The sequence below is a fragment of the Jatrophihabitans sp. genome (genome assembly GCF_036389215.1).
Classification (GTDB): Bacteria; Actinomycetota; Actinomycetes; order Mycobacteriales; family Jatrophihabitantaceae; genus Jatrophihabitans_A.
The window spans coordinates 20042-46789 of record NZ_DASVQG010000091.1 but is presented as its reverse complement, the minus strand read 5'-3'; the positions used below and the strand labels follow the sequence as shown (position 1 = coordinate 46789).

General features: G+C 69.7%; 21 protein-coding genes and 1 pseudogene. 15 read left to right on the top strand and 7 right to left on the bottom strand.

All coding sequences use genetic code 11. From position 1 onward, the window contains the following. Positions 1 to 248 precede the first annotated feature (248 nt). From VF542_RS04365 to VF542_RS04345, 5 genes and pseudogenes are all read right to left on the bottom strand, one after another. Positions 249 to 1318, bottom strand: a pseudogene (locus tag VF542_RS04365) (IS110 family transposase); the annotation flags it as partial. A gap of 121 nt (positions 1319 to 1439) precedes the next feature. Further along, complete coding sequence (locus VF542_RS04360) at positions 1440 to 1934, bottom strand: type II toxin-antitoxin system PemK/MazF family toxin (protein WP_408650484.1); 495 nt, start codon at positions 1932 to 1934, stop codon at positions 1440 to 1442. Then, complete coding sequence (asnB, locus tag VF542_RS04355; RefSeq protein WP_408650483.1) at positions 1934 to 3871, bottom strand: asparagine synthase (glutamine-hydrolyzing); 1938 nt, start codon at positions 3869 to 3871, stop codon at positions 1934 to 1936. The genes VF542_RS04360 and asnB overlap by 1 nt, the downstream gene beginning before the upstream one ends. A 2-nt stretch (positions 3872 to 3873) precedes the next feature. Then, the gene (locus VF542_RS04350) at positions 3874 to 4452 is read right to left on the bottom strand and encodes a dTDP-4-dehydrorhamnose 3,5-epimerase family protein (protein ID WP_408650482.1); all 579 of its coding nucleotides are present in this window, start codon (positions 4450 to 4452) and stop codon (positions 3874 to 3876) included. 193 nt (positions 4453 to 4645) lie between these two features. Continuing rightward, entirely contained in the window at positions 4646 to 6166 is a 1521-nt protein-coding gene (locus VF542_RS04345; protein ID WP_408650481.1) for a cysteine desulfurase/sulfurtransferase TusA family protein, read from the bottom strand. A 208-nt stretch (positions 6167 to 6374) separates the two neighbouring features. Between VF542_RS04345 and coxB the strand changes: the two genes are divergently transcribed. The 3 genes from coxB to VF542_RS04330 are packed head-to-tail and all read left to right on the top strand — an operon-like array spanning position 6375 to position 8147. Further along, on the top strand, positions 6375 to 7280 hold the full coding sequence (gene coxB, locus VF542_RS04340; RefSeq protein WP_408650480.1) for a cytochrome c oxidase subunit II: 906 nt from the start codon (positions 6375 to 6377) through the stop codon (positions 7278 to 7280). A 10-nt stretch (positions 7281 to 7290) separates the two neighbouring features. Next, positions 7291 to 7713 (top strand): cytochrome c oxidase subunit 4, encoded by a 423-nt coding sequence (locus tag VF542_RS04335; RefSeq protein WP_408650479.1) that lies wholly within the window; start codon positions 7291 to 7293, stop codon positions 7711 to 7713. A gap of 20 nt (positions 7714 to 7733) precedes the next feature. Further along, the gene (locus VF542_RS04330) at positions 7734 to 8147 is read left to right on the top strand and encodes a hypothetical protein (RefSeq protein WP_408650478.1); all 414 of its coding nucleotides are present in this window, start codon (positions 7734 to 7736) and stop codon (positions 8145 to 8147) included. A gap of 8 nt (positions 8148 to 8155) precedes the next feature. Here VF542_RS04330 and VF542_RS04325 read toward each other — a convergent pair whose 3' ends face one another. Both VF542_RS04325 and VF542_RS04320 read right to left on the bottom strand, forming a co-directional pair. Continuing rightward, entirely contained in the window at positions 8156 to 11377 is a 3222-nt protein-coding gene (locus VF542_RS04325) for an eCIS core domain-containing protein (protein WP_408650477.1), read from the bottom strand. A gap of 9 nt (positions 11378 to 11386) precedes the next feature. Next, complete coding sequence (locus VF542_RS04320; protein WP_408650476.1) at positions 11387 to 12505, bottom strand: hypothetical protein; 1119 nt, start codon at positions 12503 to 12505, stop codon at positions 11387 to 11389. Positions 12506 to 12616: 111 nt separating this feature from the next. Here VF542_RS04320 and VF542_RS04315 point away from each other — a divergent pair, with 111 nt between their 5' ends. The 12 genes from VF542_RS04315 (at position 12617) to VF542_RS04260 (ending at position 26725) form a co-directional block, all read left to right on the top strand. Beyond that, positions 12617 to 13198 (top strand): DUF4255 domain-containing protein, encoded by a 582-nt coding sequence (locus tag VF542_RS04315; RefSeq protein WP_408650475.1) that lies wholly within the window; start codon positions 12617 to 12619, stop codon positions 13196 to 13198. After that, positions 13198 to 14067: a hypothetical protein gene (locus VF542_RS04310; protein WP_408650474.1), complete on the top strand. Its 870-nt coding sequence runs from the start codon at positions 13198 to 13200 to the stop codon at positions 14065 to 14067. Before VF542_RS04315 ends, VF542_RS04310 begins: the two co-directional genes overlap by 1 nt. A gap of 37 nt (positions 14068 to 14104) precedes the next feature. Then, positions 14105 to 15955, top strand: a complete 1851-nt coding sequence (locus tag VF542_RS04305; protein WP_408650473.1) for a phage tail sheath family protein — start codon at positions 14105 to 14107, stop codon at positions 15953 to 15955. 8 nt (positions 15956 to 15963) lie between these two features. Next, on the top strand, positions 15964 to 16422 hold the full coding sequence (locus tag VF542_RS04300; protein WP_408650472.1) for a phage tail protein: 459 nt from the start codon (positions 15964 to 15966) through the stop codon (positions 16420 to 16422). A 34-nt stretch (positions 16423 to 16456) separates the two neighbouring features. After that, positions 16457 to 18412: a phage tail sheath family protein gene (locus VF542_RS04295; RefSeq protein WP_408650471.1), complete on the top strand. Its 1956-nt coding sequence runs from the start codon at positions 16457 to 16459 to the stop codon at positions 18410 to 18412. Continuing rightward, entirely contained in the window at positions 18405 to 18896 is a 492-nt protein-coding gene (locus VF542_RS04290; protein ID WP_408650470.1) for a phage tail protein, read from the top strand. The genes VF542_RS04295 and VF542_RS04290 overlap by 8 nt, the downstream gene beginning before the upstream one ends. Next, a complete protein-coding gene (locus VF542_RS04285; RefSeq protein WP_408650469.1) occupies positions 18893 to 20230 on the top strand; it encodes a hypothetical protein in 1338 nt (445 codons plus the stop codon). The genes VF542_RS04290 and VF542_RS04285 overlap by 4 nt, the downstream gene beginning before the upstream one ends. Positions 20231 to 20292: 62 nt before the next feature. Further along, complete coding sequence (locus VF542_RS04280; RefSeq protein WP_408650468.1) at positions 20293 to 20466, top strand: hypothetical protein; 174 nt, start codon at positions 20293 to 20295, stop codon at positions 20464 to 20466. Continuing rightward, positions 20459 to 21544, top strand: a complete 1086-nt coding sequence (locus tag VF542_RS04275) for a phage late control D family protein (RefSeq protein WP_408650467.1) — start codon at positions 20459 to 20461, stop codon at positions 21542 to 21544. The genes VF542_RS04280 and VF542_RS04275 overlap by 8 nt, the downstream gene beginning before the upstream one ends. Beyond that, positions 21544 to 22212 (top strand): phage baseplate assembly protein V, encoded by a 669-nt coding sequence (locus tag VF542_RS04270; RefSeq protein ID WP_408650466.1) that lies wholly within the window; start codon positions 21544 to 21546, stop codon positions 22210 to 22212. Before VF542_RS04275 ends, VF542_RS04270 begins: the two co-directional genes overlap by 1 nt. Next, the gene (locus VF542_RS04265) at positions 22209 to 23762 is read left to right on the top strand and encodes a hypothetical protein (RefSeq protein ID WP_408650465.1); all 1554 of its coding nucleotides are present in this window, start codon (positions 22209 to 22211) and stop codon (positions 23760 to 23762) included. The genes VF542_RS04270 and VF542_RS04265 overlap by 4 nt, the downstream gene beginning before the upstream one ends. Next, positions 23759 to 26725, top strand: a complete 2967-nt coding sequence (locus VF542_RS04260) for a DUF4157 domain-containing protein (protein WP_408650464.1) — start codon at positions 23759 to 23761, stop codon at positions 26723 to 26725. The genes VF542_RS04265 and VF542_RS04260 overlap by 4 nt, the downstream gene beginning before the upstream one ends. Positions 26726 to 26748 lie beyond the last annotated feature (23 nt).

Below are 26748 nucleotides of genomic sequence, written 5' to 3'. Positions count from 1 at the left end.
TATGGGTTTCCCGCGGGCGCCTGCGCTTCGTCGGTGTGCTGTGGTGGTGAGCGTGTCGGTGGCGACGCGCGGTCAGGCTGATACGCGCGGGTTGGTTACCGCAGGACGGGGTTGTTCGGCAGGAGCGGACCGCAGGTCTAGTGTCGAGCGTGGCCGTGAAGGGACGAGCTGCTCATAGCTGTGTCGCGGGTCGCTCCACGCGCTGCTGCCCCAGCACAGCGATCGACGAAGCGGCTCGGGGTTGCCCAGTTCATGACGGCCAGGGACCAGCACCAGCCGGCGAGTTGGCGTGCGATGGCGACGTTGGCGATCACGGCGCGTTGCGGCGCAGGTTGAAGGCGATCCAGCGGGCGTGGAGTAGCTGGTTGCCGGCGTCGCCGCGGGCCCGGGCTGCGGGCGGAGCCAGTTCCCACCGGTCACGCATGGTCTTGCCGGGGCGATAGCGGGCGCGGTGGTGCCACGCCGCTTCGACGAGCAGCCGGCGGGCGTGGCTGTTGCCGGTCTTGGTGATCGAGCCTTGGATACGCGAGGTCCCGGAGGAGTACTCGGTGGGCACCAGGCCGACGAACGATCCGATGGTGTTGTCGGTGAACCGGTCCCAGTTCCCGATCTCCACGGCGAGGCCGAACGCGGTGAGTGTTGACACCCCGCGCAGGCAGCCAGCCGGCGCACCACCGGGGTGAACTCGCTGTCGCCGGCCAGCTCGCTGATCGCGGCGTCGAGCCGGTCGCGGCGGGCGGCCACTGACAGCACAGTGTCGTAGTCGGACTCGAACGCCAGCCGGGTGGCCCGGTTGTGGAAACGTTGCAGGCGCAGCCATGCATCGTGGGCACCGGTCCAGGCCTGCCCGCCGGAGTAGACGATGCCCTGGCGCAGCAGCAGCTTCGACAACCGTGCCAGACCCGCATTAGATCACCCCGGGCGCCCTCCCGGGCCCGGGCCAGATCCCGCGCGGCCTCCTGCTCCAGGCTGGGCACCCCAATCGCGGTGACCTCGCCCAGGCGCAGCAGCCGCGCCAGATGCAGCGCGTCCTTGGCGTCGGTCTTGACCCGGTCCCCCGAGGGTCGTTGCAGCCTCGACGGCGCCGCGACGACGCACCGAACCCCGGCCGCCGTCAGCGCCCGATACAACCGAACCCGGTCAGACCGGCCTCATAGGTCACCCGCGACCATCCCGGTAGCCCTGCGATCCAGGACCGGATGTGATCAGGCGACGGACTCAGCCGCGCCTGCACCAGCTCACCGGTCACACCATCGATCGCCGCAGCAGCAACCGAGCGGGCATGCACATCCAAACCAACACTCGTACGCTCGAACAACACCGGGGCGTCCCACGCATGTCGGAGAGGCCGAGCAGGCGGCCCCTGCCCGGCAACCCACGAATCTGCGTGAGCGAGGCCCGGCCCGCAACCACCCACACGAGCGGTCACGCCATACCGTTTAGTTGCGGCGCAGCTTAGTGAAGGCGCGGCTGACTTGGTCGAACACCGATCGGCTCAAGGCGGCGCCCTCGCGCCGGACGGCGTCGGGACGCAGCCGCAGCACTCGGTCCAGACGGACCTCACTGGGCCGGCGCTGGCCGTCCCAGTCGCCGGCGCCGACGTCCAGCCAGTGCCTGCCGTGCCGAGCCTCGTCCGCCACATCCCGGTCGTGGTCCTTCGACGTCAGCATCAGCCCGAGCAGGTAGTCACCATCCTGGCCGATGATCAGCACCGGCCGGTCCTTGCCCCGGTTGTGGTCCTCCTCGTACGGCACCCAGGCCCACACCACCTCGCCCGGATCGGCCAGACCATCCGGATGCGGCTCGTAGCGAGGAACCACAGCGCCAACAAAATCGCCCGGATAGCCCTCAGCACCAGCCCGGCCGAGAGCCGCCTCGCTGCCAGAAAGCCGCTTGCTCTCCTGCCGGTCGCGGCGCAACCAGCGGAAGATCATCAGATCGCCACCGGGTACACCGGCTGCGGGATCTCCGGCTTGATCCGGCCCTCGACGAAGATGCCGTGCCACACCATGAACACCAGCAGCGTCCAGATCTTGCGCGAGTAGTCGTGCGGGCCGTCCCGGTGCGCGTCCAGCAGCTTCAAAGCCTCCGCAGTGTCGATCAGGTGCCCGGTGCCGGCCGAAACAATTATCTCCCGCGCCCACTCGTACATCTCGGCCTGCAGCCACGGCCGGGTCGGCACCGGAAAGCCGAGCTTGGCCCGGTTCAACACGTGCGCCGGCACGATCTCGGCCAGCGCCCGGCGCAGCGCGTACTTGGTCGTCTCGCGGGTGATCTTCTGGTCCACCGGGATCGCCGAGGCCACCCGGAACACCTCGGTGTCCAGGAACGGCACCCGCAGCTCCAGCGAGTTGGCCATCGTCATCTTGTCGGCCTTGACCAGGATGTCGCCGCGCAGCCAGGTGAACAGGTCGATGTACTGCATCCGGGTGGAGTCGTCCAGGTGCCTGGAAGCGGCGTAGTACGGCGCTGTGACGTCGGTGTAGCTGACCTGCGGCGAGTAGGTCTTGAGCAGGTCGGCCATCTCGTCCGGCCGGAAGATCCGGGCGTTGCCGTAGTAACGCTCCTCGATCCCGATCGACGCCCGCCGCAGCAGGTCCTTGCCGCGCATCCCCTCCGGCAGCCGGGTCGACAGCGAACCGAGCAGCCGCTTGACCGGATCCGGCGCGGCGCTGAGGCGGCGCAGCGAGATCGGCTCCCGGTAGATGGTGTAGCCGCCGAACAGCTCGTCGGCGCCCTCGCCGGAGAGCACCACCTTGACGCGCTTGCGGGCTTCGCGGGCGATGAAGTACAGCGGCACCAGCGCCGGGTCGGCCACCGGGTCGTCGAGGTACCAGACGATCAGCGGCAGGGTGTCCATCATCTCCTGGGCGCTGACCACCTTGGTGATGTGCTGGACGCCGATCGCCGCGGCCGATTCGGCGGCCACGTCGATCTCGGAGAAGCCCTCCCGCTCGAAGCCGGTGGTGAAGGTCAGCAGCTTCGGGTTGTGCTCGCGGGCCAGCGCCGCGATCGCGGTGGAGTCGATGCCGCCGGACAGGAACGCCCCGACCGTGAAGTCCGAACGCATGTGCTTGGCCACCGAGTCGCGCAGCGCGTCGGCGATCTCGCGGTAGAGCTTGTCGGGCTCGCTCACCGGCCGGATCGGGAAGTCCGGCGTGAAGTACCGCGTGAGAACGACCTCGCCACCCGGGCGCAGCGTGAAGCTGGTGCCCGAGTCGATCCGGGTGATCCGCCGGTGCATGGACGCGGGCTCCGGGACGTACTGCAGGGTGAGGTAGTGCTGCAGCGCCTCGGTGTTGACGTCGGCCGCCACCTCGGCCGGCGCGACCGAGAGCAGCGCCTTCTTCTCCGAGGCGAAGAACGAGCCGCGCTCGTCGGTGTAGGTGTAGAGCGGCTTGATGCCGAACCAGTCCCGGGCGCCGAACAGCACCCGTTCCTGGCTGTCCCAGATCAGGAAGGTGAACATGCCGCGCAGCTCGGTCACGATCCGCTCGCCCAGGTAGTGATAGCCCGCGAGGATCGCCTCGCCGTCGCCCTGGGTGGCGAACTCGGCGCCGAACTCGGTGCGCAGCCGCTCGCGCAGCTCCAGGTAGTTGTAGATCTCGCCGTTGAAGATCAGGTGATAGCGCCCGTCCAGGTAGGGCAGCGGCTGGTGGCTGTGCTCCCAGTCGATCAGCGACAGCCGGCGGAAGCCGATCACCACCTCGTCGTCGGACCAGGTGTCGCCGTCGTCCGGGCCGCGGTGGCGCATCTGGACGAGCGAGTCCGCGATCGCCTGCCTCGTTACAGAGAGGTCAGTCTCAGAGAGGTCGCCGGTGCCGGTGGGGTCGCCCGCGCCCGCGGCGAGGAAGCCGATCAGCCCGCACATCGCTAGCCGCTCACAATCTGCTCGCTGAACTTCGGGGCGGCCGCGTCCTTGGCCGAGATCTGGGCCGGGTTGCCGGCGTCCACCGGAATCGGCCAGTCGAGCCCGAGACCCTCGTCCAGCGGTGAGTACGCCGAGCCCGGCATGCCGGGCCGCCACTCCTCGGTGAAGCAGTACAGGTACTGGCTGCCCTCCGGGCTGACCGACTGGAAGCCGTTGCACACCCCGGCCGGGACCAGCACCTGGGTGCCGGGGGAGAGGTCGACGGTCACCAGCTTGCCGAAGCTGGCCGAGCCCGGCCGGGCGTCGAGGTAGGCCCCGAACGCCGCCCCCGAGACGCAGCCGACCAGCTTGGTGGTGGCCTCGCCGTGCAGCCCGCGGATCGCTCCGTAGCCGGACTCGGTGACATTGACCTGGCGCCAGCCGCCTTCCGGTAACTCACCGCCGAGCGCACCGGCGTGCGCCGAGGCCCGGAAGAACTCACGGACCGTGCCGCGCTCGTCGCTGACCTGCTTCAGGGTGAAGATGAGCAACCCCTCGATGCTGGTTTCGCTGCTGCGCATGTCGGTGATCTGCATGCTCATGCCTTCACCGGCTCTTCGCGCGAGCGCTCATCGCGTCCATTCGCTCCGCTCCTCGCTCGTACCTCGCTGCGATGCTCACTCATGCCTTCATCGGCTCTTCGCGCGAGCGCTCATCGCGTCCATTCGCTCCGCTCCTCGCTCGTACCTCGCTGCGATGCTCGCTCATGCCTTGATCCTTCCATGAGCGGCAGGATCAGCGCAGGCGCCGCACCCGGTAGGCGGTCCCACCGGAGTCCAGCACGGTCTGGTCGACAAGCTGCTGGCCACGCATCCGGCACCAGGCGGCCAGGTCGCTGGCGGCTGCCGGGTCATCGGCCAGCACCGTCAGCTCGGAGCCGATGTCGACGCCCGGCAGCGCCCGGGCCAGGTCGAGCACCGGCAGCGGGCAGCGCCGGCCCCGGCTGTCCAGGACGCTGCCGGCCAGCCCGTCCGGGGCTGATCGTTGGCCGCGCGGCAGAGTGCCACTCGGCGCGTCGGCCTGCCCGGCGCCCAACGATCCGACGGCACCGGCCGCAAGATCGCCCGGAAGTACGCCCGGGAGTACGCCCGGTGACGAGCCGGGTGCCTGCGCGCGGACGATGGCCACCGCCTCGGGCAGCACCGCCAGGAACCGCTCGACGTCGGTCTGCCCGACGCCTGGGTGCAGCGAGATGCGGACGTTGCCCGACGTCAGCGCCCCCATCGCGACCAGCACATGGGACGGGGTCAGGGTGTCGGCGGTGCACGATGACCCGGACGACACCGCGAAGCCGCGCCGGTCGAACTCGGTGAGCAGCGCTTCGCCGTCGAGGTAGAGGCAGGAGAAGGTGACCAGGTGCGGTAGCCGGCCGGCCGGGTCGTCCGGCCCCAGCACCACCGTGTCGGCGACGGTGCGCGGCACCTGCTGCCGGATCTGCTCGATCAAGCCGGCCAGCCGCCGGCCCTCGGCCGCCCGGTCGGCCCGGGTCGCGCGCAGGCTGGCCACCGCGGCCACGATCGCCGGCACGTTCGGTGTTCCGGTGGCCCGTCCGGACTCGGCCTCGTCCACCGGAAAGGGCGGCCGCCACCGGCTGCCCTGCCGGGTGACCAGCAGCCCCACCCCGGCCGGGCCGCCCCACAGCCGGGCGTCGGCGGTGAAGATCGGCACGCCGGCCGGGGCCTGGCCGTAGACCAGCTCGTGGCCGGCGTCGACCACCAGCGGCACGCCTATTCCGGCCAACTGCCGCGCCGCCTCGGCCACCGGCTGCCGGGTGCCGACCTCGTGGTTGGCGGCCTGCAACACCGCCGTGGCGACCCCCGGCCGGCGGGCCAGTTCCACGAACTCGTCGAGGTCCACCCGGCCGGCCGGGTCGACGCCGGCCACCAGCACCTCGCCGCCGTGCTGCCGGTGCCAGTCCGCGGCTCCGAACACCGCCGAGTGCTCCACCGCCGAATGCAGCAGCACGGTGCCGGCCCGCCGCCGGCCCGCCAGGCTGCCCAGCACCGCCTGCTGCAGCGCGTGCACGCCGGACGGCAGGAAGCTGAGCTCGTCCGGGCGTACCCCCAGCTCGGTCGCCGCGGCCTGCCGGGCGGCATCCAGCAGCACCGCACTGCGGCGCCCGGCGCCGGTCAGCCGGGACGGATCCGCCCAGCCGTCCTGCCAGGCCGCCTGCATCGCCTCGGCCGCGACCGGATGCGGCGGCAGGCCGGCGGCCGCGTCGAAGTAGCCGGAGTAGCCCGCGCCCGGCTGGTTCATGGTTGCCGACGGTAGTACCGCAGCCGTACCGGCGCCGCGCGCCACCCCTCACCGCTGTCGTGCTCACTTCTCGGATAGTCTCCAAGGAGGTGGGGATTGTTCGAGGCGGACCTGGCCTCGACCCGGCCAGACGAGGAAGGCGGTTTCGCCAGTGCAGCGCAGTCTTCGGTCCCGAATTTCGCGGCTCGGTCTGCTCGCGGGGTCTGCCATGACGCTGACCGGTTGCACCGCTCACGACATCGAGATGAAGCTCCGGTTCGGCTGGCCCACCGGCGTGACCCACCAGGCCGACCGGATGCGCACCCTGTGGACCTGGTCCTCGGTCGCGGCGCTGGTCGTCGGCGTGATCGTCTGGGGCCTGATCTTCTGGTGCTGCTGGCGCTACCGCAAGAGCGATGACCTGCTGCCCACCCAGACCAAGTACCACCTGCCGATCGAGATCGCGTACTCGATCGCCCCGTTCGTCATCATCGCGGTGCTGTTCTTCTTCACCGCCGTCACCGAGGACTACGTCGACAACATGCCGCCGAACCCGGACACCGTCGTCCAGGTCACCGCGTTCAAGTGGAACTGGCAGTTCGAGTACAAGTCCAACACGGTCAACGGCGCCTCGCAGGAGACCAAGTACCCGTCCAGTGACCCGGCGGCCGGCACGTCGCTGTCGACGGTCGGCAGCTCCGACGAGATCCCGGTGCTGGTCGTGCCGGTGGAGAAGCGGGTCCGGGTGGTCGAGGTCAGCAAGGACGTCATCCACTCCTTCTGGGTGCCCGAGTTCCTGTTCAAGCGCGACGTGATCCCGATGCCCAAGCCCAACCAGTTCGAATTCGTAGCCACCCAGACCGGGCATTACGTGGGCCGGTGCGCGGAGCTCTGCGGCACCTATCACTCGCAGATGAACTTCGAGGTGCGGGTGGTCACGGCCGAGAACTATGCCAAGTACCTCACCAACCTGGCCGCGATCCCGTCCGGTGACCCGGCGCGCCAGAGCAAGGCGCTGCAGTCCATCGGTGAGGCGCCGTGTGCCACCACCACCTACCCGTTCGAGACCAACCGGCAGCACCGGTCGGCATCCGAGCAGCCCGGCGCGCAGCCCTGTAGCGCCGGCACCAGCTAGGCGGTAACCCGTGAAACTCGAAGCCCGGATCTTCCTCTGGATCGCACTGTTCTGCTTCCTGGTGGCCGGCGTCTACGCCGGCTGGACGAACTGGAACGGCGGCGGCATGGAGGTCGCCGGCACGGCGGCGCTGATCCTGTCCGGTGGCCTGTTCGGCATCAGCGGCTCGTTCTTCTGGTTCGTGTCACGGCGTATCGATGCCCGCCCGGAGGACCGCAACGACGCCGAGATCGTCGAAGGCGCCGGTGAGCTCGGTTTCTTCTCGCCCGGCAGCTACTGGCCGGTGGCCATCGCCTTCGGCGCCATGATGACCGCGGTCGGCGCGGCGACGGTGCAGTACTGGCTGATGGGCCTCGGCGTGATCTTCATCCTGATCACCAGCGGCGGCCTGCTGTTCGAGTACTACACCGGAGAGAACTCCCCGCTGCGTTGAGCGGTGGCAGGATCGCCGCCATGCGCTATGTGCGGTACGAGTCGGCCGTCCCGAACAGCCGCGGCACGCATCCGGGTGTCTTCGGCCTGGCCAACGGCCTTGCCCGCTCCGGCCGGCTCTCCGCTGCGGACTGGGCGTGGTGGCGGGCTGGCAACGACTGGTTCACCAGCGCCTACCGCGACCCCGCCACCGTCGACCCGGCGCTGTTCGACAAGGCGCGGCACCCCGGCGCGACCTGCTGGTTCCTGGACAGCGCCGAGCACCTGCTCTGCCGGGTGCCCGGCTACCTCGCCCTGCTGGACCGCTACGGGATGGCGTGGCGCGAGCGACGCAGTGCCGACCCGGGCGTCATCCGGTACGCCGATGCCGATCAGATCGTGGCCACCCCGTACCAGTTGTCGCACCCGGCCTACGGCCCCTGCCGTAGGCCGTAGGCGTAGGCCTACGGTCCCTGCCGGGCGTAGCCGCCGGCGTGCTGGGCCACTTCGTGGATCCGGCGTGGCACCAGCAGCATCACGTTGTCGAACTCCACGTGATGCCAGGTCAGCGGGTCGGCCGCGTTGGCGCGCAGCGCGGCCACCCGAGCCGCATCGGGCTCACCGGCCGCGTTGATCCAGCCCTGCTGGCGCGCGAATGCCGCGTCGGCATAGGCGTTGTGCTGGTCGCGATCGCGTACTGCCAGCAGGGTGCGGGGCATCAGCACCCGGCCCCGCTGGAACGGGACCAGGTCCGGATAACCGTCGCGGTACACGATCGTCCGGAAGCCGATCATCCGGAGCACGTTCGGGTCATTCGGCGTGAACTCGGAATTGCCCGGCGTACCGCTCCAGAAGCCCTGCCGGGCCTTGCGCTCGGTCGGGAACACCTCGATGTGGTGGCCGCTCGGGCCGCCGAAGATGAAGCACAGTGGGTCCGAGGAGAACCGGCACCAGCGGTTCGTCCCACGCATCCGCCGCCAGGCGTGGCCGTTCTCCAGCACCACTTCCAGGTCATAGACCTCATCGCTCAGGCTGCGCGGTGACCGTGACTGGCTGAGCCGGAACTCCTCGTCCAGCAGGTTCGGTCGCTGCTTGAGCCGGGCACTGCTCAGGCCGGCGGTCTCGGTAAGCACGTTGCGGCTCTGCACGATCGACAGCGAGGCGATGTTGCGCCCCGGGTTCGCCGGATCGGGGGCGATCCGCAGCATCGGCCGGCCGGTCAGCGCGCCGATGTCACCAGCGAACTGGACGACGGAGAGCAGCCCGGTCGTCGCAGCGTGGATGGCGAGCTGCTTGAGCGCCTCGTCCCGTTGGGCCGGAGTCAGATGGGCGCTCATGATGGCCCGGTACTGGTTGACGATATCCGTGGTGGTGATGCCCAGGTTCACCATGTGCACGCCGGCCTCGACCCGGCGCAGGGTGAACCAGACCCGTGCCGCGCTCGCGGCCCGGCTCAGGTCGCCCACCTCGGCAGCCACGACCGAGATCCGGCCGAATCCCATGGTCACCGCTGCCAGCAGGTCCTGAGCCACCTGCCAGTAGAACGCGTTGGTGTCGGCCTGGGTCCAGACGCCATGCTCCTTCTGCTCCTGCAGTCGCATGTAGCCGGCGCCCAGGCTCAGCGCGGTGCCGACCCCGAACGCGACCAGCGCCGGCGTGCTGAACGGCGCGAAGATCAGGCTGCCGAGGATGGCGATGCCGAGGCCGACCCAGCGCACCCAGTCCCAGAACGAGGCGCTCGCGTGCGTCTCGATCGGGTAGGTGCGCCCGGTGATCGGCGAGCGCAGGTACAGCATGCCCTTCGGGAAGAAGTCCTTGTGGTCGAGCTGATCGAACATCTCCTGCGGCGGGTCCCGATCCAGGATGGGGCCGGGGTCCAGCCGTTCCCGGGCCAGCGCCTCGAGCATGGTGACCTGGTGCCGGGTTCGGACCGTCCGGTCGCCGCCCTTGGTCGCGGTCAGGTCGTGCAGTTCCCAGGTGAACCCGGCCGGAACCGGATCGTTGCTGGGCACCGGCGTCCGGACCAGGTAGAAGTTCCACGGGATTGCCTTGGCAACCGGCCGGGTCTGGCCTGCTTCGGTCGTCTCGCTGACGTCGTCCTTCGGAAAGAAGACCGCCTGGATCTTGACAGCGGCCGGGTTCGCCAGCAGGAACTGTCGCTGCCGGCGATTGAGCTCCTGCGCGTAGTCGAAGCTCTGCAGCAGGTCTGCCTGGTTGCCGAGCGCCTGCAGCCGTTGCCGCAGCAACCGGTCCAGCTCGCCCGTCGCCCACTGGTAGTGGTCGGTAGCGGTACGCCAGGCCTGCTTGGAGTTCGCTTCCTGAGCGGCTGTCGCCGCCTGTAGCAATCGATTTTCCCTCGGTCCCGGCGAGGTGTCGATGAGTACCTGCGGCGCGCGCGGCGGCCCGAAGATCGGCGAGCCGAAGCCGGGCTGCGGGTCGGGAGGGAGCAGGTCGAACGGGCGTTGAGTCGATGGACTCGGCTGGTGGCACCCGCCCGGACACGGGTGGCTACCGGTGCCCTGGCTGGACCGTAGTCGCGCTGAGAGCGCTCGCTCGTCCTGGTCCAGGTCGCGGAACAGCCTGCTGATCGAGGCGTAGAAGCCGACGAAGGACGGGCGGAGCGGGTTGGTGACGACGGCCGGCACCGGATCGTTGCCGCTGGCCCGGTACACCGCATCGATCATCGAGGCAGCCTGCTCGGCGGCCAGCCAGGCATCCCGGACCCGGACATCGAGCTCCGCCCGGCCGCCCGCACTGCGAGGTGCCCCGGCGATCGCGGCGTCGAACATCCGCACCCGGAGCTGGCCTTCGGCCACCCTGGAGAGGTCGACGTCCTCCTGCACCGTGCGGCCCTGCCGGTCCAGTTCGGCCCGGCTCTGGGAGGCGTGCAAGCCGGGCCAGGCCTGCGCCAGCGCGGCCTGGTGTGCCGCCGCCGCCCGCTCGGCCGCGGCTCGCCGATTCTCCTCGCGCAGCCGGGCTGACTCCTGCCGCTGCTCGGCTGCGGTCTGGTGACAGTTGACGTTGCAGATGCTGCCGTGGGTGGCACCGGACAGCGGCGTGACCGAGGTGGAGAACGGCGAGTTGGACGGCCGCAGCGGAAAGCCCGTCACCGGCTGCCCCGATCCACCCGGCTGCCCCGATCCACCCGAGCCACCCGATCCACCCGGCTGCCCCGATCCACCCGAGCCACCGGATCCCGAGGCCAGCCACGCTCGGATCAGCTGCAGGTCCGCCTCGTCGAGACCACCATCGCCCTGCACCAGCGACGGTCCGGCACCGGACAGGTCGCTGAGCCCTCCGCCGCCACCGCCATGCTGTACCACGTGCGCGAGCTCGTGCGCGAGCAGCCGCCCGTTCTCCGGTCGATGCAGGGCCTGCGGGGAACTGACCACGATGTCCGCGCCGGTACTGAAGGACAACCCGGGACGGCGGGCACTCAACGCCGACGGCAGCGAATGCACCCGAACGGCCGACAGATCCCGGCCGGTGCGTTGCTCTACGCCGGCCCGGAGCTCCGCGGCCAGCGGCTGGCCGGTGGACGGCAGCCGGCTGGGTCCACTGAGCAGCGGTGCGAGTGACCCGGGTCGCCGGGCGGGGCCGGGTGCCGGCTCGCCGGCGAACCGGGCGGCTTGCAGCTCGGAGCTGCCGCCGGCCGGCCTGGTGCTGACCGCTGGGCTCCCTGTCATTATCGGTGATCAGGTCGTCGCCCGATACGGCCTGTCGTGATCGTGCTTCTTGCCGCACCCGCACCCGTTGTCACCATCGTGGTCGTGGTCGTGGTCGTGGTCGTGGTCGTGGTCGTGGTCGTGGTCGTGGTCGTGGTCGTGATCGTGATCGTGATCGTGATGGTCGTGGTGGTCGTGGTCGTGATCGCCGTTGTGCTCATGCGACGGCCCGGACTCATCCTCGCAATGCGGCGGGCACAGCCGGTCATAGGTCGCCAGGATCTCATCGACGGTGTTGGTGTGCAGGTGCAGGCAGTGCGCGTCGCGCGCATCCTGCTTGCAGGTGAGCACCTCGGCCTCACCCGTGAGGATCGAGATAGCCACGCTCGCCTTCGTCCAGCAGGTAAGCGCCTGGCACAGGCACTCGGTGAAGGATTGGCTGTCGGCGAAGCCGTTCCAGATTCGCTCGATGTCCCGGTTGGCCACCAACGCTTGAGCAAGCACCTTCTTCAGGTCGGTCACCGCCGGGTCGGCGGCCAGCGCCGTGTTGATCGCATCGACGCCGGCCTTGGCCGCTGCCACCCGGGCCGTCAGCGCGGCCGGCTCGCCGATCAGCGTGGTGAAACAAGCTTGATCGTCGTCAGCTTGCTTCTGGTACCGCGCGATCCGGTGGGTCAGCTCGGCAAGGTCGAGGTCGGTGCAATCGGTGTCGAAATCGCAGTCCGGGTCGACACAGCAGCCGGTGCGGTCCGGGCAGGAGTCGAGTTCGGTGACGATCTCACGGTAGGCCCGCTCGATGCATCGGATCACCCGGTCCTGCTCGATCAGACACTTGATGCGTTCGATCAGGTGACGCACCTGGTGGCGCAGATCCTGCACGGTCAGGCTGGCGTCATGCCGTGCTTGCCGGTAGGCCTTGCGAGCCGTGTCGTAGGACGCCTGCGCCTGCACGATCTTGTCCTGGTAGGTCAGGTTGTAGGCGGCGCGTGCGGCGATTCCCCTTGCGTTGCACGCCAGGTCGTCGATCACCCTGGGATCGCAACCCTGCTCGGGCGGTTCCGAGTACTGGTCCTCGGTTGGTCGTGATTCCGGCTCGTCGTCATCGGGATACTCCCGGTATCCCCGGTCGGTCGGCGATTCTGTGCTCATCGGAGCTCCCTTCCATCGAGCGCACCGGGGCAGTCTGGCGGGCTTGATGTCACCGCACCGTTGCCGGTGCGGGCGACGCTTCGGTGACGGGAACCGGCTGAGAATGTTCCGGTGGCCGGATACCAGGCACTTGCCGCCGCCGGATTGAGCATCATCGCGTTGCTCAATCGGCGGTTAGGTGAGGTGCCCGCGGCCAGCAACGTGACTGCCTATCTCGCCAGCAGCGAGGACCTCAAGGACATCCAGAGCGTCTTCGGCGATCCGAAGGTGCATCCGGTCGTGTCGGTGTTCTGCTACCGGATCACGGTGGACAAGCCGACCCGGCCGGGCTGGTCAGCGGTCGGGCACGCTGACGGCATCGCCCGGATCCCGCTGTGCATGCACCTCCTGGTCTCGGCGTGGGCCGGTGACACCGGCAAGGAGCTGAGCCTGCTCGGGCTGGCCGCGCAGATCCTGGAGAGTGAGAGCATCCTGGCCGGGCCGGTCCTCGATCCCTCCGGTGACTGGCAGCCCGGTGACACCGTCGAGATCGTCCCCGACGACCTGGCGCTGGAATCCATGACCGAGGCGTTCCAGGCCCTGACCACCGAGTACCGGCTCACCTTGCCCTATCTGGCAAGGGTGATCTGCATCGAGGGACGCTACGAGCCACCGGCCGAGCCGGTTGCCACGGTCGCCGCCGGGACGGGCTGATGACCACCCCGGGCGTGCGGCGTGGCGCCGGCGCACCGACGGTCCTGCACCGGCTGAGCCTGGGTGTGGAGTGCCGGGACGCGCTGACCGACCAGCTGGTCTCCCGTCCGCTGCGGGTCGGGCGCATCGCCCACCGGCGGCTGCTGCCCCGTCCGGCGACGGCCGGCTGGCCCTGCCTGGACCTCGAGCCGGCCGGGCCGGGCCGGTTCCGGTTGCGGCAACAGCTGAACCTGCCAACCACCCTGATCCTCCGGATCGATGACCCGAGCCGCCGGTATCTGCCGCGGGTGTTCTCACTGACCCCGTGGCGAGCCGACGAGCTGGACGACCCGTTCGTCGCGGTGGTCGCGCGGATTCTGCGCTGCTGGCTGCTCCCTGCCGCCGGCTACCTGATTCCGCGCGGCAGCACAGTGCTGCGCGGCCGGGTCGCACACCTGGGCACGCCGATCCGGTGGGCGCGGATCAAGGCGCTCACCCCGACCAACACGGTGGCCGGCTGGGCACATACCGACGAGCGGGGCGAGTTCCTGCTCGTGGTGGAGGATCCCGACCAGAACCCGATACTCAGCACGGTCACGCTCGAGCTGGTGGTGTACGCGCCGGCACCCGCGCTGCCGGCCGATCCGCTCGACCGGCTCGCCGACCTGGCGCCGGAAGTGGTGCCGCAGTCACCACGGCCGCCGGCCGGCCAGTCCAGGTCTGCGGCCCCGGCACCGCCGGCGCCGCCGCCGTACCTGGACAACCCGCAACTGCGCGGCAGGCAGCGACCGCCGAATTACGCGGTGTCCACCCTGCCGCCCGTGGCCGTCACCGTTCCGATCGGTACGGAGCTGTACTGGCCGACCGATCTCGACTTCGTCGCGCCATGACGCGGCTCCGCAGCAAGTCCGTATGCAAGGAGGCCACATGCCCGAGTACCTGACTCCCGGCGTCTATCTCGAGGAGACCAGCTTCAGGTCGCGCTCCATCGAGGGGGTCGCCACCGCAACCTTCGGCATGACCGGCCTGACCCGGTACGGACCGGTGCCGCACATCCTGCCGCTGGCCACCGGCGACGTGGTGATGGTACCGACCCCGGTGCTGGTCACCAGTTACACCGAGTTCGAAAGGGCGTTCGGCGACCTTCGCCCAGTCGCCGGGGACACGAACTACCTCGCGTACGCGGCCCGGGCGTTCTTCGGCAACGGCGGACGGCGGCTCTACATCTCCCGGGTCTACCCGTGGGTGCAGGCCAACGGTGCCGACGACCTGACCAAGGGCTTCGCGACGCTGCCGGTCGGCGCCAACGGGGCCATGTGGCGGGCCCGCTGGCCGGGGGAGGCCGGTAACGAGATCGCGGTGCGGGTGACCTTCAGCCGCAGCAAGAACCTGCTGGTGGGCGGCGCCCTGCGCGGAGTCGGCCCGGGGGCGGCGGTGGAGCTGGTCGCCGACCGCACCAAGCTGCCCCGTGACTACGACCCGGCGACCAAGAAGCCCGACCCGCTCGGTCAGATCCGGATCGTCGACCGGAACGGCGCCGGCCAGCTGGCGCTGCGCAAGACGGCTGGGCCGGGCACCGATCCCATCGTCGATGACGGCACCTCCGGCATGGTGCACGTGACACTCACCGTCTCCGTACGCTGGGGTGCTGACCGCAGCGATGTCTATCCCGGCCTGGAGATCGACAGTGCCAGTCCCCGCTCGATCACCAGCGTCCTGCAGGCAGTCGATCCCACCGACGAGTTCGGCCTGATCTGGCTTGATCCCGGGGCCAACCCCGTCGCCACCACCTTGCTGACCGACCTGATCGGCCTGGACAAGCCGACCTTCCTGTCCGGCGGCTCGGACGGCGATCCGGCCTCACCTGCCACCCTCGCCGGTGAGGTCGCCGACCCCGACGATGAGAAGCGGGCCGCCACCGGGCTGGCCGCGCTCGCCGAGATCGACGACATCGCCATCGTGTCCTCGCCGGATGCGGTGCGCTTCGGCGAGACCGGCCACAAGACCGCGGTGGACGACCTGATCGCCCATTGCGAGGCACGCAAGGCCTACCGGATCGGTATCGTCGATCCGCCGAAGGACAGCTCCATCAGCGAGGTGCGCCGGTTCCGCTCGCAGTTCGACACCACGTATGCCGCGCTGTACTACCCATGGATGGAGATCATCGATCCGACCGTGAAGAACGATCCGGCGGCGGCGCCGGCCACCTTGCAGCTGCCGCCCAGCGGTTTCACCGCCGGCATCTACGCCCGCAGCGACGTGGCCCGGGGCGTGCACAAGGCACCTGCCAACGAGGTCGTACTGGGCATCACCAAGTTCCGGCAGAACGTCACCTACGACCGGCAATCGGTGCTGAATCCCGAGGGGATCAACGCGTTGCGATTCTTCGAGGGACGTGCGAATCGGGTGTGGGGCGCCCGCACCATGAGCTCGGATCCGGAATGGCGCTACGTCAACGTCCGGCGGCTTTTCATCTTCCTGGAGCATTCCATCGACAAGTCCACCCAGTGGGCGGTGTTCGAGCCGAACAACGAGCGGTTGTGGGCTTCGATCCGCCAGAGTATCGAGGACTTCCTGCTGGTGGTCTGGCGGACCGGTGCGCTGATGGGCACCCGGCCCGAGGATGCCTACTTCGTCCGCTGCGACCGGACCACCATGACCCAGAACGACCTCGACAACGGCCGGTTGATCTGCGAGATCGGGGTCGCGCCCACCTACCCGGCCGAATTCGTGATCTTCCGGATCGGTCAGTGGACCGCTGACGCGTCACAGAGCTGAGGGAAATCATGGCAACCCGTAACAACCCGTACTCCGCCTTCAACTTCATGGTGAAGCTCGGTGACCAGGGCGGTGAGGATCAGATCACCGGCGGCTTCTCCGACGTCAGCGGCCTGGGCAACGAGGTGAAGTACTCCGAGTACCGCAACGGAAACGACCCGGAGAACCACGTGCGAAAGATCGCGAACACCAACACCACCGACAACGTCACGCTCAAACGAGGGCTGATCGGTGACCTACGACTGTTCAGCTGGCTCAAGGCGACCCGCGAGGGTGAGTACCGGCCGCAGACGGTCACCATCACGCTGCTCGACGAGCGCCGGACGGCGGTCTGCAGCTGGATTCTCCGGGCCGCCCAGCCGCAGAAGTATGTCGGCGCGACGCTCGCAGGTAAGGGCGGCGGCGAGGTGGCCATGGAAGAGCTGCACCTGGTCGCCGAGCGGATCGACTTCGTCTCACTCGGTTGAGGCAGGCGCAGCCGTGATCGGAGGAGCGCCGCAGGTGACCGCCGGCCTGCGGCTGGGCGCACCCGGGGTGTACTCGCTGCCGCCGGCGCCCGACCGGCGGCTGCAACCGGTCCGGTTGGACGTAGCGGGCTTCGCCGGAGTGGCGCTGCGCGGCCCGACCGACCAACCGATCACGGTGACCCGGTGGACGGAGTACCAGCAGGTGTTCGGTGACTTCGAGCAGCTGGCAGGCGCGCCCGAGCGGTTGTTGCCCTACGCGGTAAGGGCGTTCTTCGCACAGGGGGGCGAGCGGGCGGTGGTGCTGCGGGTGGCGCCGCGATCGACTGGCGACACCGACGATGCCGAGGCCGACGCGGCTACCGCGCGCTACCAGCTCGACCTCGGACCGGCTGGGACGGTGCAGCTGCGGGCGCAGAGTGAGGGCAGCTGGGCGAACAGCCTGAACGTCGTGCTGAGTTTCCAAGTGAACCAGACGTTCTCCGCCGAGCTGGTCGCCCCCGATCGGTTCACCTTGGCTGCCGGCCTTGACCCGCCGCCGTGGTCACTGCTTCGGGTCCGCCGACGCGGTGAACCGGTCGGGCGGTTCGGCTGGCTCGCGGGCATCATCGCCCCGGTCACGCCGACCGTCCGCTACGGCGTGCTGCAGCAACCCCTGCCAGACGGCGCCAGCGACCAGCTGCAGCTCGACGTGATCACCGGCACGCTCACGGTCAGCGATCCCTCAGCACCGCTGCAGCCGGTCCAGTCCGTGACCGGCGCCGGCCTGCATCCGAACCATCCGCGCTGGCTGGCTGGAGCCTCGAACACGCCGATAACACTGGTACAACCGGCTGGCACCTGGCCGCCGATCGTCCCACCGTCCGCGCTGCTCGAACCGGTTCCCGGCACCTGCCTCGGGCCCGGTGCCGACCGGCCGGAAGCGATCGGGTACCCAAGCTTCTTCGACGCCGGGGACGCCGGGGATGACCCGCTCGACGAGCTGCCGCATCACGGGGCGGACCTGCTGGCCCGCGACACCGGGATCGGCCTGCTGTGCCTGCCTGATCTGACCTGGCGCGCCTTTGCGGCGCCAACCGCGGCTGAGACCACACCGCCCGCACCGGCCCCGGCCTGCTGCCCCGGCTGCTCAGCACCGAGCCCGCAGCCCGACCGCACCCCCGAACCGCTGCCACCGCCCATCGGTTTGGATCCGCAGGCTCCGGCCGACCTCGCCGAGCTTGAGCGCCGGCAGGTCCGACTGGTCGCCCTCGCCGAGGCGCGACGGCGGTTCGTGGTGCTGCTCGACGTACCCGATGGGCTCCCGGCGCGGCGGATCACCGACTGGCGCACCGCGTTCGACAGCAGCTACGCCGCCGCCTACCACCCGTGGCTCGGAGTGCCGCGCGAGCGCGATCCGCAGCGTCGAGCGGTGCACGTGCCGCCGTCGGCGTTCGCAGCCGGCATCATCGCCGCCCGGGAGCGGCTGCGCGGCCTGCCATGGGGACCGGCCAACGAGCTAGCACAGACGGCAGTGCTGGCTGCGGCTGAGCTGACCGACGCGACCTCCGATCAGCTGCACCTGCTCGGGATCAACGTCTACCGTGCCGAACGGGACGGCTTCCGGCTCACCGCGGCGCGCACCATGTCCTCGGATCCGGACTATCGGCAGCTGTCGGTGCGCCGGTTGATGACCATGATCGCCCTGACCCTGGAGCGGCAGACCCAGTGGCTGGTGTTCGAGCCGAACACCGAGCTGCTGCGTGCCCGGCTGACCCACACCCTCACCCAGTTCCTGCGCGGGCTGTTCCGCGGTGGCGCGTTCGCCGGCGCCACTGAGACCGAGTCCTTCTTCGTGCGCTGCGATGACAGCGTGAACCCGCCCGCATCGCTGGCGCTGGGCCGGCTGGTCGCCGAGGTCGGGGTAGCACCCGCGGCACCGCTGGAATACCTCATCCTCACCATCTCGCAGCAGGTGGACGGCTCGGTAACGGTGGTGAGTAACGGTGGCTGATCCGCAGCTGGTGCAGACCTTCCGGTTCCGGGTGACCATGACCGACAGCTCCGGCGGTGATCCCGGCAACGCCACCCTGGGCGACGGCCAGTTCGCCGAATGCAGTGGGCTGCAACTGGAAACCGACGTCCGGGAGTACCTGGAAGGTGGTCGCAACGACGGCGTGATCCGCCGGGTGGGCCGCGTCAAACTGGCACCGATCGTGCTGAAGCGCGGCATGTTCGTCAGCACGCCGGGCGGTACCGCGGACGCCGCGCTGTGGCAGTGGCTGATCGGCATGGTGCAGGGCACCCTGCCGATCCCTCGCTACAACGGCCTGATCGAGGTGCTGGACACCCGGCGCACCCGCACCGTGGCCAGCTGGAGCTTCGATCGCGGCCTGCCGTCCAAGGTGGCCGGGCCATCGCTCAACGCCAAGACGGGTGAGATCGCCATCGAGGAATTGCACATCGTGCATGAGGGATTGCGGATGGGGACGTCATGACCGCACCACTGTCCAAGGCAATCCTGGTGCGGCTGGAGGAGGTCAAGGGGAGCGGTAAGGATGCAAAGACCACGTTCCGACCGGCGGAGAAGGGTGCGTTCGCGGTTCAGTTCAACCCGACCTCGCTGAAGATCAGCCGCAGCAACAACGTGGATCAGGGATCGGCCACCACCAAGTCCCAGCGCCGGCAGAACCCGTCCGCGCAGTCGGCCACGCTCAGCTTCGACCTGGAATTCGATACCGCCGAAGGCGATCCGTCCGGCTCGCCGGTCGACGTCCGGACTCGGACACTCATCGTCCGGCAGTTCGCCGAACCCAGCAAGGAGACGCCGAAGAGCCCGCCACCACCTGTGCGGTTCATCTGGGGCAACTTCGTGTTCCAGGGCATCCTCACCCAGCTCACCGAGGACCTCGATTACTTCTCCTCCACCGGAATGCCGCTGCGGGCGAAGGTATCGGTCACCATCACCGAACAGAACCCGGACTTCGAGGCCAAGCTGATCGGGTCCGGCTCGCTGGACAGCAGCACCTCGACCGCGCCGGGTGATGCCACGTCCGGCAGCGGGCCAGGCTCCGCCCCGACCAGCAAGCCGGTGTCGGCAGCACTCGCCCAGCTCGGCGAAAGCCTTCAGCAACTGCTGACCCGGCTGAATGCCGATCCGGCAACCTGGCGCGCCGCCATGACCGGCCTCGATTCGCCGCTGTCGCTGGCGGCCGGTGCGCAGGTGCAACTGGGCGCCCAGGTCTCGGCAGGAGTGGGGCTCGGTGCGGCTGCCGGGTTCAGCGCCGGGGCCGGCGTCTCGGCCGGCGCCGCCGCCTCCGCCGCGCTCGGCATGTCCGCGGGAGTTTCGGCCCGTGCCGGTTTCTCGGCGGGCTTCTCGGCCGGGGCAGGGTTCTCGGCCGGGGCCGGCGTCTCGGCCGGTGCCGGCTTCACCGCCGGTGCGGGGTTGTCCGCCGGGGCAGGCGGCTCGGCGGGATTTCCGGCCGGTGCGGGCGCCTCGGCCGGGCTCGCCGCAGGATTCACCCTGTCTGCCAACGGTGGCGTGGCCGTGTCGGAGCAGCTTGTGCTGGCAAGCTCCGCCGCCGCGGCCAGTGCGTCCAGCCGGAGCGCCTTCGACGTGCCTGGCATACGCGTGACAGCGGTGGCCGTCGCAACGGCAGGGGGCTCGGTCGTGGGCGCCGGAAGTGCCTCGGCCACCGGTCAGGTGTCCAGCACCAGCGCGATCAGGACTGCGGTCGCCCTCGATCCGCGCACCCAGAGCTTTGGCGCGGGAGTTCCCTTGCGCCCCCGGATCAGCGGTTCGGTCACCGGCAGCGTGGTGATCCGGAGCTAGCCGGCAACGCAGTGGTGACGCCTGGCTGCAGAGAATGCGGGAGCACGCAGCGGAGGTGAGCGGTGTCCGTCGAGGTCGAGAACCTGCACGTGGACGTCGCGCCGGGCGGTGCGGCTGCCGCTCCGGCGAGCAAGCCGGGTACCCCGATAGGCGCGGCGGAGCAGCAGTGGCGTGAGTTGCGCGGCAGCGCCGAGACGATGGTCGGTCGCACCGCCGCGACCGGGTTCGATGACTGAGCCCCTGCTCGGCCTGTCCGCGCCGGTCTTCACGGTCGGGGGCGAGTTGAGCCGCGACCTCGGCCGGGACTGCGTGTTCTGCGAGGTGGACGAGGGCATCGAAGGCCTGCGAACTCTCAGCGCGCATTTCGTCGCGGTCGGCGCGGGCGCCACCGGGCCGCCGGATCCGATGCTCTACCTGGACGGGCAGGTGCTCGACTTCGGCAAGCCGGTGCAGGTCAGCCTCGGCCCGGACGGTGGCCAGCGCACCGTGTTCGACGGGACGATCTCGGCCATCGAGGTGTTCTTCGCCGACGGCCAGCCGCCGCGGGTGATCGTGCTGGCCGAGGATGCCCTGATGCGGCTGCGGATGACCCGGCGGCACCGCAGCTACCTGTCCGTCACCGATGCCGACATCGCCGGCCAGCTAGCCGCCGAACACGGCCTGCAGACCGATATCGGGGTGGACGGTCCGCGCTATGACGTGGTGCAGCAGCTCAACCAAAGCGACCTGGCCTTCCTGCGGGAGCGGGCCCGGCTGCTGCAGGCGGAGCTGTGGTGCACCGGCCGCACGCTGCACTTCCGGTCCCGCCCGCAGCGCACCGCGACCGCGGTGACCTTGGTGCAGGGCAACGAGCTGCTCAGCGTGAAGATGCGTGCCGACCTGGCGCACCAGCGCAGCGCGGTCAGGGTGACCGGCTACGACGCCGGCTCGCGCAGCGTGATCGACGAGCAGGCCGGCCCCGAGACCATCGATGCCGAGATCGGTACGGGCCGCACCGGTCCCCGGGTGGTCGCAAGCGCACTCGGCGCGGCCACCGCTATCCGGGTGCGTGAGGCAGCGCTGACCGGCAGTGAGGCAAGTGCCTGGGCGAAGGCGGAAATGCTGCGCCGGGCCCGGCAATTCGTCACCGCGGTCGGCACCACCCGCGGCACGGTCGACATGGTGGTGGGCAGCCGGTTGCGGCTGGAGCTGGTGGGACCACCCTTCGAGGGCAACGGCTACTACGTGACCCGGGTCAAGCACACCTTCGAGCTGCAGCAAGGCCTGCGCACCCGATTCGAAGCCGAGCGGTCCACCGTGAACGAGGTCGCCTGATGCCCCGGGCCAACCTGGTCGACGGATCGGGGCCGGTGTACCACGGCATCTACCCCGCGATCGTCACCGACCTGGTGGACAAGGAGAGCCTCGGCCGGATCGAGGTGCGGTTTCCCTGGCTGGGCACCGACGGCGACCGCGACGTCCGGGCCTGGGCCACGCTGTGCACCCCGTACGCCGACGACAACCAGGGCCTGATCATCGTGCCGGAGGTCAACAGCCAGGTGCTGGTGATGTTCGAGGCCGGCAACCTGCGCCGCCCGTACGTGGTGGGCTCAGCCTGGAACGGTAAGGAGAAACTTCCGCACCGGCCGGACGCCGCGAACAACATCCGGCTGCTGCGTACCCGAGCCGGCAGCAGGCTGGAGTTCGACGACACCGCGGGTGCCGCGAAGATCACCGTGTCGACGTCGAAAGGGCACCGGGTGGTGCTCGACGAGGGCGGCATGCAGATCACCGTGCAGCACGTCAACGGCTCGGTCATCCGGCTCACCGCGGCCGGGTCCATCGAGATCCAGGCCAACGTCTCGGTCGAGGTCAAGGCGCCGATGGTCAACGTCACTGCGCCGATCTCCACCTTCACCGGGGTCGTGAAATGCCAGAGCGTGGTCGCCGAGGCCTTCGTGGTCTCACCGGCCTACACCCCAGGTGTCGGGAACCTGCTGTGACCGGCTTCGTGGTGCGCGCGCCGTGGTACGTGCGGGAGCGCGACGGCATCGATCTGCGCGACCCGAAGTCGGTGCGGCCGTCGATCCAGATGTATGACGACCCGCAGTTCGTCAGCCGGCTGCTGGCCGACCCGCGCGACTCGCTGAAGTTCCGGACCGATGACCAGTGGTCCTACCCGGTGCCGGTTGCCAACCCGGCCGGTCGTACCGGGCGGCTGTTGTTCGCGACCAGCACCCTGGTGCACACCAACATTCGCAAGCTCTACCAGCCGAACCACAGTCGATTCTATGCCGTCGTGGTGGAGGTCTTCTGCGACGAGCCGGGACTTCCCCGGGCCGGGTCGCACGAGGACATCGACCTGCGGCTGGTACTTCGTCGCCAGCACCTGAGTACCTCCGGCGCGAAGCGGCCGACCCGGCGGCTGGCACGCAACCTGCTGGTGGAGCTGGCCAAGCAGCAGCACAACCTCGACCTGCCGGCGGGCTCGGATCCGGACGTGCGCGATGTGTACTGGGCCGACGCCGCCTGGCAGCGCCGGTTCGCCGAGGACAACGCCGAGCTGATCGACGAGCTGGCCCCGCACACCGATGTCGAGGCCTGGATGGTGGGGGCGGCCGGTGGCCAGTGGCGGGCGGTCGACACCGAGCCGGAACCTGGCCGCCCGCCGGACTCCGAGCAGGACTACCCGATGTGGCGACTGCCCCCGCGCGACGAGGATTGCGCGGCGGCCCGCACCCGCTCGCTCTGGTTCGGCCTGGTTCCGACGTACTCCGCCGACCATTCGGTCGATGCTCTCGGGCGATCCTCCGCCAAGCTGGACGAGCATGGGATCTATGAGGTTCAGTGCTTCGTCCGGCAGCCGCCACCGGCCGGTCACGAGCACTGCCCGCCGAAGATCTGGTGGTCCCAGCCCAGTGAGCCGTTCCGGCTGGCGGCCGCCTATGACCCGGACGGCACCAAGAACCGCACCATCTCCGTCACCGCGCCGGACCTGCGCCGGCTGGCGGCCCGGGCCGGTCAACGGCAGTCCGGCGGCTTGCAGATCAGCACACCACCCAAGTCCGGCCTCGGCCCGGTGCCTTTCAAGTCGATTCCGAACGCCCGCTCGCGAACACCCGGCGGCGACAGCATCTGCATGTTCGCCTTCGAGCTCTTCTTTCTGGTGGCGCTGTTCCTGTTCCTGCTGTTCCTGCCGATCATCGTGTTCGCCTTCCAGCTGTGGTGGCTGCTGGCGCTGCGGTTCTGCATCCCGCCCTCGGCCTCGTTCACGGTGCTGGCCAACTTCTTCGCCGCCGGCGGGGTGATGGCCGATATCGGAATGCCCGGCTTCGAAGACGCCACCGCCGCGCTGGATGAGATCACCGGACTGCCCGGCGACCCGGCCGCGGGCACTCCCGGCGGTGCGCTCCTGTTGAAGAACCAGGCGGATTTCGTTGCCCATCCCGACCGGCTGGACGACCTGGTCGCCGCGGCCGATCCGAACCTGGCGGTGGCTCCGCCGGATCCGCCGCCGGTCGAGACGAAGCCGGCGGACCCGCTGTGCAGATGAGCGTTACCCTCGCGCCCCCGGTACCGCGGCAGGCGGCCCGGGCCGAGGTGCCGCCGGTGGCCGCGGAGCTGATCGCGCCGGTGCGGGCACCCAGCCCGCTGTACCTGTCGCTGGCAACCGGCTCGCCGCACCGGATCTCAGATCCGCGCGATGCCGCCGAACAGCAGGCGGTGCGTGCCTCGAACCTGGTGGTGTCAGGTAGGCCCGGTGCCGTCGCCCCCGCCGGGCATTCGAGCATGCTGCCCGGCCGCGGCGGCCAGCCGCTGGACTCCACGACCCGCGCGTTCATGGAGCCGCGGTTCGGCACCGACCTGTCCGCAGTCCGGATCCACACCGGCTCGCGAGCCGACCGGATCGCCGGCCAGGTCGGCGCGAACGCGTTCACCGTCGGCTCCGACATCGCCTTCGCCAGCGGCAAGTACTCGCCCGACACCGGCCCGGGCCGGCGGCTGCTGGCGCATGAGTTGACGCACGTGCTCCAGCAGGATCCGCTTACGCTGCACCGCGATCCGCGCGACGCACTGGACCCGGCCAATCAGGGCGCGTGGAACTGGTATGACACCAAGGCGCACCGGGACCGGGACGGCTTCCTGGACACGGTGACCGCGGCGACGCCGGCTGCGCAAGCCGCGCAGGCGAAGCTGGCGGCCACCGCTGCGCCGCAGACCGATGAGGAACGCGCCTCGTTCGAGGCGATGGCGCTTACCCTCACCCGGCTGAACGCGATCCGGATGGTAGGCCGGCACCGTGCGGAACTGCTGCGCCGCAAGCAGGAGTTCGAGGCGATGGCCAAGGCGCCACCGAACCAGCAGGCCGGCGCCGGCGCGACCGACAACCCGCGGGCAGCGGATCTGGCCAAGGCGATCCGGGCGGCCGCTCAGACTACGACCGACCTGCGCGCCGAGCGGGACAAGCTCGTCAGCCTGCGCGAGACGATCGAGGCCGCGGTGCGGGTGAACGCCGGCGCGGAAGCGATCCCAGAGGAATACCAGACGCTGTGGACCGCAGCCGAAGCCGATTCCACCGCATTCGCCCTGCAGCGGCTGCTCGAGACCCGTTCCACGCTCGATCACGGCGGGCTGTCGTGGGGTTCGAAGAAGGTCGTGCTGATGGATCTGCGTAACGACCTGGCCACGCTGCGGTCGACTCAGATCAGTGGCATCGACCTGGCGTTGGCCCTGACCTACGACTCGTTCCCTTTCCTGGCCGACCTGAAGCCCTCCTACATCCTGCAGGGCAAGCAACACGCCGGAACGTCGGGCAAGGCCACCGCGTTCGGTCTGGGCCTGCTCTCGCTGGTGGTGCCGGTGCTGCTGCCGTATGCGGCCTACGTGGCGCACGAGGTGTACAAGAAGGCCGCGCCACCTACCGATGAGAGCCTGCTGGCCGAGGTTGGCGCGTCCTTCGACCGGCTTCTGAACAATACCGATGAGGCGATCGTCAAAGTCGGCTCCGGCGGCATCCATCCGCTGGACCTGCCGGGTGCGCTGGCCGCCACCCGGGCCGGCTTGCCCGAGTCGTTGCGTCCGGATCTCGATCGCCTGAAGACGCATCACGAAGCGGTCAAGTTCGCGACCGAGATGGCGCTGGCACTGGGTATCGCAGTGCTGACCGGAGTCACCGGCGGGCTGGCCGGCATCGGCTTCGCCGCCGCCGCAACCGCGACCGGGGTGGTCACCGCAGGTGTCGGGGTCGCCCAGCTCGGCGGGCAGTTGAAGGACATGCTGGATCGGCAGACGCTGGCCGCGGCCTCCACCAGCCCGGACGGCAGCCTGCTCGGAGTGAACGCGCCGAGCACCTTCGAGTGGACGATGTTCGCGGTGGCAGCCGCCCTGACCGCAGCCGATCTGGGGGCGCTGGCCAAGGAGATCCGCGCCGTCCGGCCGTCCTTCGCCGAGGAACCGCACCTGCCGGCCGGCCGGCCAGAACCGCACCCGCCGGAGAATGCCCCGAAAAACACGGCTCGAGCCGGTGAGCCCGAGTTCGGCGGGCCGACCAAGCCGGGCTCGGCGGTGGCTGCCGACGCCAACGAGGCCCGGTTGCTCGATTCCAGCAAGGGATCGGCGGTGCCGACGCCGGACCAGCTGGAGGGCGAGCTGGTGATCGTCCGGCGCAGCGAGGCCAAACCGATCAAGCAGGACGGTTACGTGGCCGAGGTGGAACTGCCCAACCAGCATGTCTGGCGCCGGGTGGAAGGCCCCGGCGGTGGCTGGTGCCGATTCTCCGATGGCCGGATCTGCGTGCCGGGCTTCGCCGCCGACGCGCAGACCAAGCAGATCATCACCTCGGCAGCGGACGTCGACAGGGTCCTGGTCCCGTTGCAGCCGCGGATCGACCGGCCGCCGACGTCGGTGCGGACGCCCGCGGACCTGTCGATGTGGGAGCTCTACAACGAGTACTGGGCCGAGCGGCTGGCGAGCATGCGCACCGACTTGCTGAACAAGGGCCAGACCACCAAGAACCTGCCGTGGACGTTCGAGGCCTTCCGCGAGACCTACACCGCCAACCCCGAGCTGATCAAGGCGGTGCGCGGCCGGCTCGCCCAAGGCACCATCGGCAACGCGATCGCCGACCTGCCCGGCGGCGGGCAGGTGGCACAGAACCTGGGAATCAGCCGGATACCCAACCCTGGCCGCGGCGAGGTGGTGTACCCGGACTTCGTCTGGAAGGGGCAGCGCGGCTATACCGCGGTGTCCAGCAAGGAGCGCTCGCTGGGCGGGATGTCCCGCGCCGAACTGGAACGGACGGTGCACCCCGATCTGGACGAGGCACTGGACAAGTACGCCGGCAGCAGCTACGTCCGCCGGCGCGGGTTGGAGGTGACGGGCCAGCGGATCGAGATCGACGAGGTACTGCTGAACTATCCGCAATCCACCCCGTCCTCGGTGCGCGAGGTGATCATCGACCTGGCCAAGAACTACCGCGGCGGCAAGGTCAAGATCTCCTTCTTCAAGCTCAGGTGAGAACGCAGTGGTGACGGCCCGGC

Excerpts from the sequence above, each read along its gene's own strand:
- VF542_RS04260 (WP_408650464.1), top strand. The coding sequence starts at position 23,759 with ATGAGCGTTACCCTCGCGCCCCCGGTACCGCGGCAGGCGGCCCGGGCC.
- VF542_RS04320 (WP_408650476.1), bottom strand. The coding sequence starts at position 12,505 with ATGAGCACAGAATCGCCGACCGACCGGGGATACCGGGAGTATCCCGAT.
- VF542_RS04275 (WP_408650467.1), top strand. The coding sequence starts at position 20,459 with ATGACTGAGCCCCTGCTCGGCCTGTCCGCGCCGGTCTTCACGGTCGGG.
- VF542_RS04360 (WP_408650484.1), bottom strand. The coding sequence starts at position 1,934 with ATGATCTTCCGCTGGTTGCGCCGCGACCGGCAGGAGAGCAAGCGGCTT.
- VF542_RS04270 (WP_408650466.1), top strand. The coding sequence starts at position 21,544 with ATGCCCCGGGCCAACCTGGTCGACGGATCGGGGCCGGTGTACCACGGC.
- VF542_RS04325 (WP_408650477.1), bottom strand. The coding sequence starts at position 11,377 with ATGACAGGGAGCCCAGCGGTCAGCACCAGGCCGGCCGGCGGCAGCTCC.
- VF542_RS04345 (WP_408650481.1), bottom strand. The coding sequence starts at position 6,166 with ATGAACCAGCCGGGCGCGGGCTACTCCGGCTACTTCGACGCGGCCGCC.
- coxB (WP_408650480.1), top strand. The coding sequence starts at position 6,375 with ATGACGCTGACCGGTTGCACCGCTCACGACATCGAGATGAAGCTCCGG.
- VF542_RS04310 (WP_408650474.1), top strand. The coding sequence starts at position 13,198 with ATGACCACCCCGGGCGTGCGGCGTGGCGCCGGCGCACCGACGGTCCTG.
- asnB (WP_408650483.1), bottom strand. The coding sequence starts at position 3,871 with ATGTGCGGGCTGATCGGCTTCCTCGCCGCGGGCGCGGGCGACCCCACC.
- VF542_RS04300 (WP_408650472.1), top strand. The coding sequence starts at position 15,964 with ATGGCAACCCGTAACAACCCGTACTCCGCCTTCAACTTCATGGTGAAG.
- VF542_RS04330 (WP_408650478.1), top strand. The coding sequence starts at position 7,734 with ATGCGCTATGTGCGGTACGAGTCGGCCGTCCCGAACAGCCGCGGCACG.
- VF542_RS04350 (WP_408650482.1), bottom strand. The coding sequence starts at position 4,452 with ATGAGCATGCAGATCACCGACATGCGCAGCAGCGAAACCAGCATCGAG.
- VF542_RS04285 (WP_408650469.1), top strand. The coding sequence starts at position 18,893 with ATGACCGCACCACTGTCCAAGGCAATCCTGGTGCGGCTGGAGGAGGTC.
- VF542_RS04305 (WP_408650473.1), top strand. The coding sequence starts at position 14,105 with ATGCCCGAGTACCTGACTCCCGGCGTCTATCTCGAGGAGACCAGCTTC.